This is a genomic window from Pseudoalteromonas sp. S3178, assembly GCF_005886985.1.
Lineage (GTDB): Bacteria > Pseudomonadota > Gammaproteobacteria > Enterobacterales > Alteromonadaceae > Pseudoalteromonas > Pseudoalteromonas carrageenovora.
The window spans coordinates 46,985-54,874 of record NZ_PNCW01000021.1; the positions used below are offsets into that span (position 1 = coordinate 46,985).

Sequence of the window (7,890 nt, forward strand, 5' to 3'; positions counted from 1 at the left end):
GGTTTATGGACAGTTTTTTATTTGTATTTAAACCCACTTATGTCTTTTCGCCCAAAAATAAAAGCCACTTATAATAAAAAACGCCAGTGATAATGCTATTAGTAACCATAAAAATTGTACTATTGGCCCAGCAAAATCGCCTATATGAAATTTGTATTTAAAGTTCCATGCTTGGGTTGTAAAGTTAGTTTTACTGGCATCAAACGAATCTAATACCTCCCCAGTAAAAGGGTTTGCCCATACCCAGCTATATGCATGGCTTTCGCCAGGGTTTTTAACTCTAAGTACGAGTACATCATTTGTTTTTTTAGGTAGATACACCCTATATAATTGAGCATTTACAAAGGTACCTTGGGCATTTTTAATTGCTTCATTATAATTTGCAACACCTTGAAATGGGCGGCTTATTTTAGGTGCAGAGGGCCTGCTTTGAACTTTATTAAATGTCACAAACTCTAATACGGATTGAGTTTGTGTTTTCCAATTAAACGCCATTCCTGTAAACGCTATAAGTATTAGCGGTATAAAAAAATAGACTCCTAATACAGTGTGTAGTTGATACATTAACACTCTAAATTTAGCTTTAGGTTTTATGGCCAAGCGTTTAACTCTGTTTTTGGGTTTTGCCCAAATATAAAAGCCGAGCATTACGTTTACTAAGAGCGTTAAAGCACATACAGACATCCAGTTTTTAAAGGGCTTGTTCCCATCACTGTCTTCAAACAATAACCAGCGATGTAAGCCTAAAGTAAAACCATAAAGCGTATCGCTACTTTCGTAGGTGTGTAGCACTTCGCCCGAGTAAGGGTTTACACTCACGTAATGTCTATTTGCTAACCTAAATTGCCACGCGAGTGTTTTATCAGCCTCGGGCATAAAAAAGTTTATTTTTTGCTGTGTATGGCTTTGCACATATTCGATTAGTTTTTGGTTGCTTAATGTTTTTGCCTGAGGGGTAACTTGCCATTTATCTGGTTGAATAAAATGCTGTATATCTTTAGCGTAAATTAATACTGCACCCGTTAAACTTACTATTAATAAAAACAATCCGCTAATTAGGGCTAAACCTAAATGGATTCTGCGTAACCAAAGTTTCAAAAAGTGTATCTCAATGTTGAGCTAATACACTTATTGTAAATGATAATACGAGCAGTTTTCAATTAAATACCGCTCTAGTGTTTCATGCTTCGCTATTAATTGTATAAGGTTGGTTTTCGATTATGCAGTTTTCAATGTTAAAATTGTCATGCATAAAACGTTTCACGTCAGTAAGTTTAACTCTAGTTTTTGTGCTAATTACTAGCTCACAGTGACTTTGAGTATCATCAAGTAGCCACACTTTTATACTTACTACAGACTCAATATTAAATTCTTTTTTAATAGCGCGAGTTAGCGCATCTGTATCTAAGTTGCTAGGTGCTGCTTGCATTAAAATTTTACAACTTTCCTTTAATAATAAAACGCCGTGGTAAATCACATAGATTGAAATAAGTACCGTGGCTATCAAGTCTACAATATACCAATCAAATAAAATAATGAGCGTACCAGCAATCATCACTACAATAGACGCCATAGCGTCAGAAACGTTATGAATAAATGCAGCTCTAATATTCATATTGTGGTTTGCGCCTGCTTTATAGGTTAGTAATGCCGTAGCTATATCTACAATAAGCGCAATTGCAGCAACCCAAACTACTACCCAGCCATTAATAGGTTGCGGGTTTATGTAATTTGCTATTGCCTCAAAAATTAAATACACACCTATGACTATTAACGTGCTGCTATTAAAAAGTGTGGCGAGTATTTCGGCGCGTTTATAACCAAAATGATGAGTTGAACTTGCAGGTTTAGCACCGATTTTACGAGCGACTAGTGCAATGAATATAGCCCCAGCATCACTTAGATTGTGAAGTGCATCTGCTATTAAGGACAAGCTACCCGAAAATATGCCACCAATAATTTGCACTACACTCAGCAATACATTAATTAAAATAGCGATAAAAAGCTGCTTGTTACTTTGGTTATCATCTACATGGCTATGTGCGTGATTGTGTCCCATGGGGCCTCTTTTTTATGTGCAGACTAATACTAATACCATGCGTATTTTTACATTGTAAGTAAAGTGAATTAACATCATAGGACTAATGATAGTGCATACATATTCAAAATTTAACAAAGCATGCTAAATACTGATTTTTTATAGGGTTTAATGCCAAATACTTGCGAGTTTAGTGATTTAGTGCATTAATGTAAGTAATATAAAATGATTAAAGTTGCTGAGTGAAAGCATGGATAAAGGTTCAAACTTTAGCGTGATGTCAGGGAAAGGCCAGTCAATTCGAAGTAAACTAATTATAACCTTTATAATTATTGCTTTAGCTCCACTTTGTTTACTGACGTGGTTTAGCTTTAGTCATGTTAATAGCACGCTTAAACAACATTTAGATAATGAACTCAGTGAGTTAAGTGATATTGGTAAGCAATTTGCTAATATTTGGTTTACTGATCACATTAAAGATTTATATTTGCTAAAAGCTCAACTCACGACAGCTCCTTTACAAAAGCAAAACTTAATAGAGAAATTTGAGAAGCAGTACGATTTTGTCAATCACGTTGAACTAGTTGATGTTAGCCTCGGAGATACGCAGCCTAACTCTGATTTTTTTAGCTCATTAGAAAAACAAAGCATTGATAACATTTTTGAACGTGTGTCTGTATCGAGCAAGATACAGTTTCAAACGATGGGTCTTTCTAATAAAGCGATTCACATAGTTGCAATCCCCATCTTAAACTCTAATCAACAATTGGATGCTATTTTACTTGCAGATGTAAATTTAGCTGGCTTATTAAATAATCTAAATAAAATACATGCAGAGAATAAAGACATAACATTTTATGTTATGCACCATAATAAAATACAGCAACTTATTGAAGGCACAGATAATTCCCTGTTTCTTTCTCAAAATAGCTCTGTGCTAAATCGAGTTTTTTCTTACAAAAATACTAATAACGAAACTCTATATGCCTACAAAAGTAATTTAAATTTTTTAAATGAAGATGGTTGGCAATTATTGGTCTCTAAGCCTGTAAAAGTAGCGCTTCAGGGGGCTGATAATTATAAACAATTAGCAATACTAACTAATGCAGCGGCGCTGATATTAATACTTATTTCATCTTTATGGTTTGGGCGCAGGCTATCTAGGCCTTTAATTAACCTAGCTAAAACAGTAGAAAATATTACTAAAGGTAACACAGGTAAAGTTGCGATACTTAATGACAGTAAAGAGTTTAATCAACTTTCATCAGATTTAAATGAACTAGTAGAAGTAAAAGCAAAGCAACAAAATACCTTACAAGAGCAACGTACGGCCTTACAAGTTGCGCTAAAGCAGCTCGCAGAGCAAAAAAGTGCGCTAGATGAGCACGCTATTGTCGCGATAACGGATTTACATGGCACTATTACTTTTGTAAATAAAAAGTTTTGCGAGATCAGTGGCTACGATGAGCATGAGTTAATAGGCAAAAATCATCGCCTTTTAAATTCAGGTAAGCACGACAAAGCATTTTTTAAAGAAATGTATCAAACCCTCAAACGTGGTGATGTATGGAACGGCCATATTTGTAATAAAGCAAAACATGGTGGAATTTATTGGGTAGATACCACCATTGCGCCATTTTTAGATGAGCACGGTAAGCCGCAAAGTTACATTGCTATTCGAACTGATTTAACAGCACTTAAACTGCAAGAGCTAGAGCTTGAGCAACATAAAACACAATTACAGCTTGTAATTGACTCAACCGCTGTGGGTATTTGGGATTGGTATGTTGATACAGGTAAAGTTACATTTAACAATCGATGGGCTGAAATTATCGGCTATCAGCTAAGTGAAATTGAACCTTGCAGTATAAATACTTGGTATAAGTACGCTCACCCCGAAGACTTGATCATATCTGAACAAAAACTCAAAGAGCACTTTAGTGGGCAAACAGATTACTATGTGCATGAAGCCCGTATGAAGCATAAAAATGGGCATTGGATTTGGGTGCTAGATACTGCAAAAGTAGTTGAGTGGAATAGTGATGGCTCACCAATGCGTATGATTGGTACTCATTTAGATATATCAGCTCAAAAAGCGACTGAACATGAGTTACAGGGGAGTCGAGACAGGTTTGCATCTTTAGTTGCTAATATACCCGGAATTATTTATCGCTGTAAGTTTGATGATAAGTTAAGCACTCTTTATATGAGTGAGCAATCGATAGAAATAACAGGTTATTCACCTAATGAACTAATTCATAATGAATCTTTAGATTTTTATGACTTAATACATAAAGATGACGCACTAAAGGTAAAAAATGAAATATTGCACTGTGTAAGAGCTAAACAATCTTGGTCTATTGAGTACAGAGTAAATGCCCGTGATGGAAGCTTACATTGGGTAAATGAAAAAGGCCAAGCAATTTACGCAGATGATGGCAGCGTTTTATATTTAGATGGTTTTATTTTAGATATTACACAGCGTTATAACACACAACTAGAAATTAAACGTCAGCAAAGCTTATTAGAGTCAATGAGTAAACAAGGGCAGATTGGCGCCTGGGAAATGGACTTACAAGCGCATACGCTTTATTGGTCTGACGAGGTTAAGGTTATTCATGAAGTGCCTGAAGACTTTGAACCGAATATTGATACTGCCATTGAATTTTATAAACCAGGAGTACATCAAGATACTATAAATACGCTGTTTGAATGTGCTGTGACGCTTGGAGAGAGTTGGAGCGCTGAACTTATTATTTTAACTCATACAGGGCAAGAGCGCTGGGTTAAATCAATGGGGCAGGCAGAATTTAAAGACGATAAGTGCGTACGAGTATTTGGCTCATTTCAAAGTATTGACGCCCATAAACGTTTAGAACTCGAAAGTGAAAAAGCCAACAGATACAACAAAAACTTAGCATCATTAACTGTTGCGCCAGAGGTGCAAAATAGTGAAGTGGCTCAAGTTAAAAAATTAGCCATTAAATCAATGTGTGAAGTGTTAAATGTAGCTCGCGCATCAATATGGATTTTTAACCCACAACGAAACGTAATGGCTTGTCATGGTTTATATATTCAAGGGCAGGGGTTTGTTGATTCTGATGCTGTATTAACCGCTAAAGACTACCCAGGCTATTACAATGCCATTTTTGAACATAATTTAGTGGCCATAGAGGATGTATATACGCATCCAGCAACCACTGACTTTACAGACTCTTATACTAAGCCTCTTAATATTAAATCAATGTTAGACGCTGTAATTGCTAGCGGAGACGGAAACTTAGGGATTTTGTGCGCAGAAACCGTAGGTGAGCACCATCATTGGAGCCAAAGTGAGGAAACCTATCTTCGTTCTTTAGCGACGTTAGTGGGCAGTACGTTAGTGTCTCAGCAACGTAAAGTTATAAGTGAAGAGCTAAAAATTGCTCTTGTCAAAGCCGAAGAGGCAGCCGTTGCTAAGAGCGACTTTTTAGCCACTATGAGTCACGAAATTAGAACGCCTATGAATGGTGTATTGGGTATGCTTGAGCTGGTGGAGCTTGAGCCACTATCTAAACCAATCGAAACTAAAGTCGGTATCGCTAAAAAAAGTGCTCACTCTTTATTGGGGGTCATTAACGATATACTTGATTTTTCAAAGGGTGAAGCAGGTAAAATTGAACTTGAAAAAATTAACTTTAATGGCCGTGATTTAATAGGTGAAATTGCTGCGGCTCAAGCACTGTCAGCACAGGAGAAAGGCATTGAGATCATTCTTGATTTAGTCTCGCTAGAGCCTTCACAGTTGTGCGGCGACCCTGGTCGTATTCGCCAAGTTGTAACTAATTTACTAAGCAATGCCGTTAAGTTTACCAGCCACGGGGAAGTGGTGGTTAGTGCAAAAGTTAATAAATTAGCGCAAGGTTTAGCGTTTGTTATTAGTGTGAAAGACTCAGGCATTGGAATTAGTGAGGAAAAACAACAGCAATTATTTACACCTTTTTCTCAAGTTGATGCATCAACAACGCGTGAATATGGTGGCACAGGTTTAGGCCTTGCTATATGTAAACAGCTTTGTGAATTGATGGGGGGAGAGATTTCTCTTGTCAGCCAACAAGGAGAGGGGAGTGTATTTACAGCCACTGTTATGCTTACTCAAGGTGAGCAAAAAGAACGCTACATCCCTAATGTTAATATGGCTGAGTTAACGGTTTTAGTTGTTGATGACAATGAAACAAATCGTATTGTTATTTCTCAACAACTCCAGCACTGGGGCGCCAAAGTAGTCCTTGCCTCTAATGCTAAACAAGCATTGGATATGTGCGCGCAGCAATATAAAAATAATCAGGAAATGTACAATATAGCGGTACTTGATATGCAAATGCCTGAAATGGATGGCATTGAGCTGTGTAAAGTATTAAAAGCGGATGAGCGCTATAAATTAATGCCACTTGTAATGATGACGAGTATTGCGGGTATGGAAGGTGCGCAAAAATATTCAGATGCTGGTTTTCAGGCATATTTTCCAAAGCCAGTAACAACGGCCGATTTAATTTCGGCGTTGTCTGTTATTACAAGTAACGAAAATGATGAAGTGCTGCCATTAGTTACACCAGGTTATATTTCTTCGCTTAAAAAAGAAAAAGTAGAAGAGCCTGCGCAAATATTATTAGTTGAAGATAACCCTATCAATCAACAGGTTTCTAAATTAATGCTTAAAAAGCTTAATTGCGAAGTGACTATTGCTGAAAATGGGCAATTAGCCATCGATATATTAAAAGCCCACGAGCCTGACTTTTTTAAAGTTGTTTTAATGGATTGCCAAATGCCTGTAATGGATGGGTTTGCTGCCACTGCAGCTATTCGCAAAGGGTTGGCGACGATGAAACATAAAGATATTAAAATCATTGCGCTGACGGCTAATGCAATGGAGTCAGATAAAGAGCGTTGTATTAAAGCAGGAATGGATGATTACTTGAGTAAACCAATTCAATTAGATATTTTAAAAGATAAATTAGAGCAGTACATTTAGGATTAAAAATAAATGAAACAACCCGTTATTATTCGTGACGCGAAGCCAAGTGACGCGAAAACTATTTTGCATTTTATTACTGAGCTTGCCATATACGAAAAAGAGCCAGACGCTGTAAAAACAGATGAACAAGCCATTTTAGATACTTTATTCAGTGAAGGTGCCACCGCTCATAGTATTATTTGTTTACAAGACGATGAACCCATTGGCTTTGCTGTGTATTTTTACAACTATTCAACGTGGCTTGGTAAAAACGGTTTATACCTAGAAGATTTATACGTTAGCCCAGATAGTCGCGGAAATGGCGCAGGCAAAGCAATAATGAAGCACCTTGCAAATAAAGCAATTAGTAATAACTGCGGTCGCTTTGAATGGGTGGTACTTGATTGGAATAAACCTGCAATAGACTTTTATGACAGTATTGGGGCTAAACCTCAAAATGAATGGATAATTTATAGGTTAACAGGGCAAGAGCTAATCGACTTTGCTAAGTGATTTATTATTGCGATTAGATTAAGGCGTGTTGATCTTTGATGGTTGAATTTGCAGCAGTATGTTTGGTTTTTAGGCAAGGCAGAGCCTATGAAGTGTGGTTATTCCACATAAATAGGTGATAACGCAGCATAAATGCTAAACATGCGCTGCCCTTCGGGTTCTTCCTAGGGGCGATAAACTCTTTGTTGCTCGATTTTTACTTAGCCCACTAGGTTACAAACCTTGCGCCGCGATTTAATCGCCCCTAGATTGAACAAATTTCAATCCGCAAAGATCAACACGCCCTAATATAAAAATAAAAACAGAACATAAAACAACCACATTTTTATTTTTGCAAGTCATAGAA

Annotated in this window: 4 protein-coding genes; 2 read left to right on the forward strand and 2 right to left on the reverse strand. The window is 36.9% G+C overall.

The window, feature by feature from the left end:
- Positions 1-27: 27 nt before the first annotated feature.
- Both CWC11_RS05945 and CWC11_RS05950 read right to left on the reverse strand, forming a co-directional pair.
- Complete coding sequence (locus tag CWC11_RS05945; RefSeq protein ID WP_138681941.1) at positions 28-1,098, reverse strand: PepSY-associated TM helix domain-containing protein; 1,071 nt, start codon at positions 1,096-1,098, stop codon at positions 28-30.
- A gap of 82 nt (positions 1,099-1,180) precedes the next feature.
- Positions 1,181-2,059 carry a cation diffusion facilitator family transporter gene (locus CWC11_RS05950; protein WP_104643989.1) on the reverse strand — a complete coding sequence of 293 codons (879 nt, stop codon included), beginning with the start codon at positions 2,057-2,059 and terminating at the stop codon, positions 1,181-1,183.
- 229 nt (positions 2,060-2,288) lie between these two features.
- On the opposite strand from CWC11_RS05950, the gene CWC11_RS05955 reads away from it, so the two are divergent.
- Both CWC11_RS05955 and CWC11_RS05960 read left to right on the forward strand, forming a co-directional pair.
- Positions 2,289-7,049 (forward strand): PAS domain-containing protein, encoded by a 4,761-nt coding sequence (locus CWC11_RS05955; protein WP_138681942.1) that lies wholly within the window; start codon positions 2,289-2,291, stop codon positions 7,047-7,049.
- Positions 7,050-7,061: 12 nt separating this feature from the next.
- The gene (locus CWC11_RS05960; RefSeq protein ID WP_138681943.1) at positions 7,062-7,544 is read left to right on the forward strand and encodes a GNAT family N-acetyltransferase; all 483 of its coding nucleotides are present in this window, start codon (positions 7,062-7,064) and stop codon (positions 7,542-7,544) included.
- The last annotated feature ends 346 nt before the right edge of the window (positions 7,545-7,890 follow it).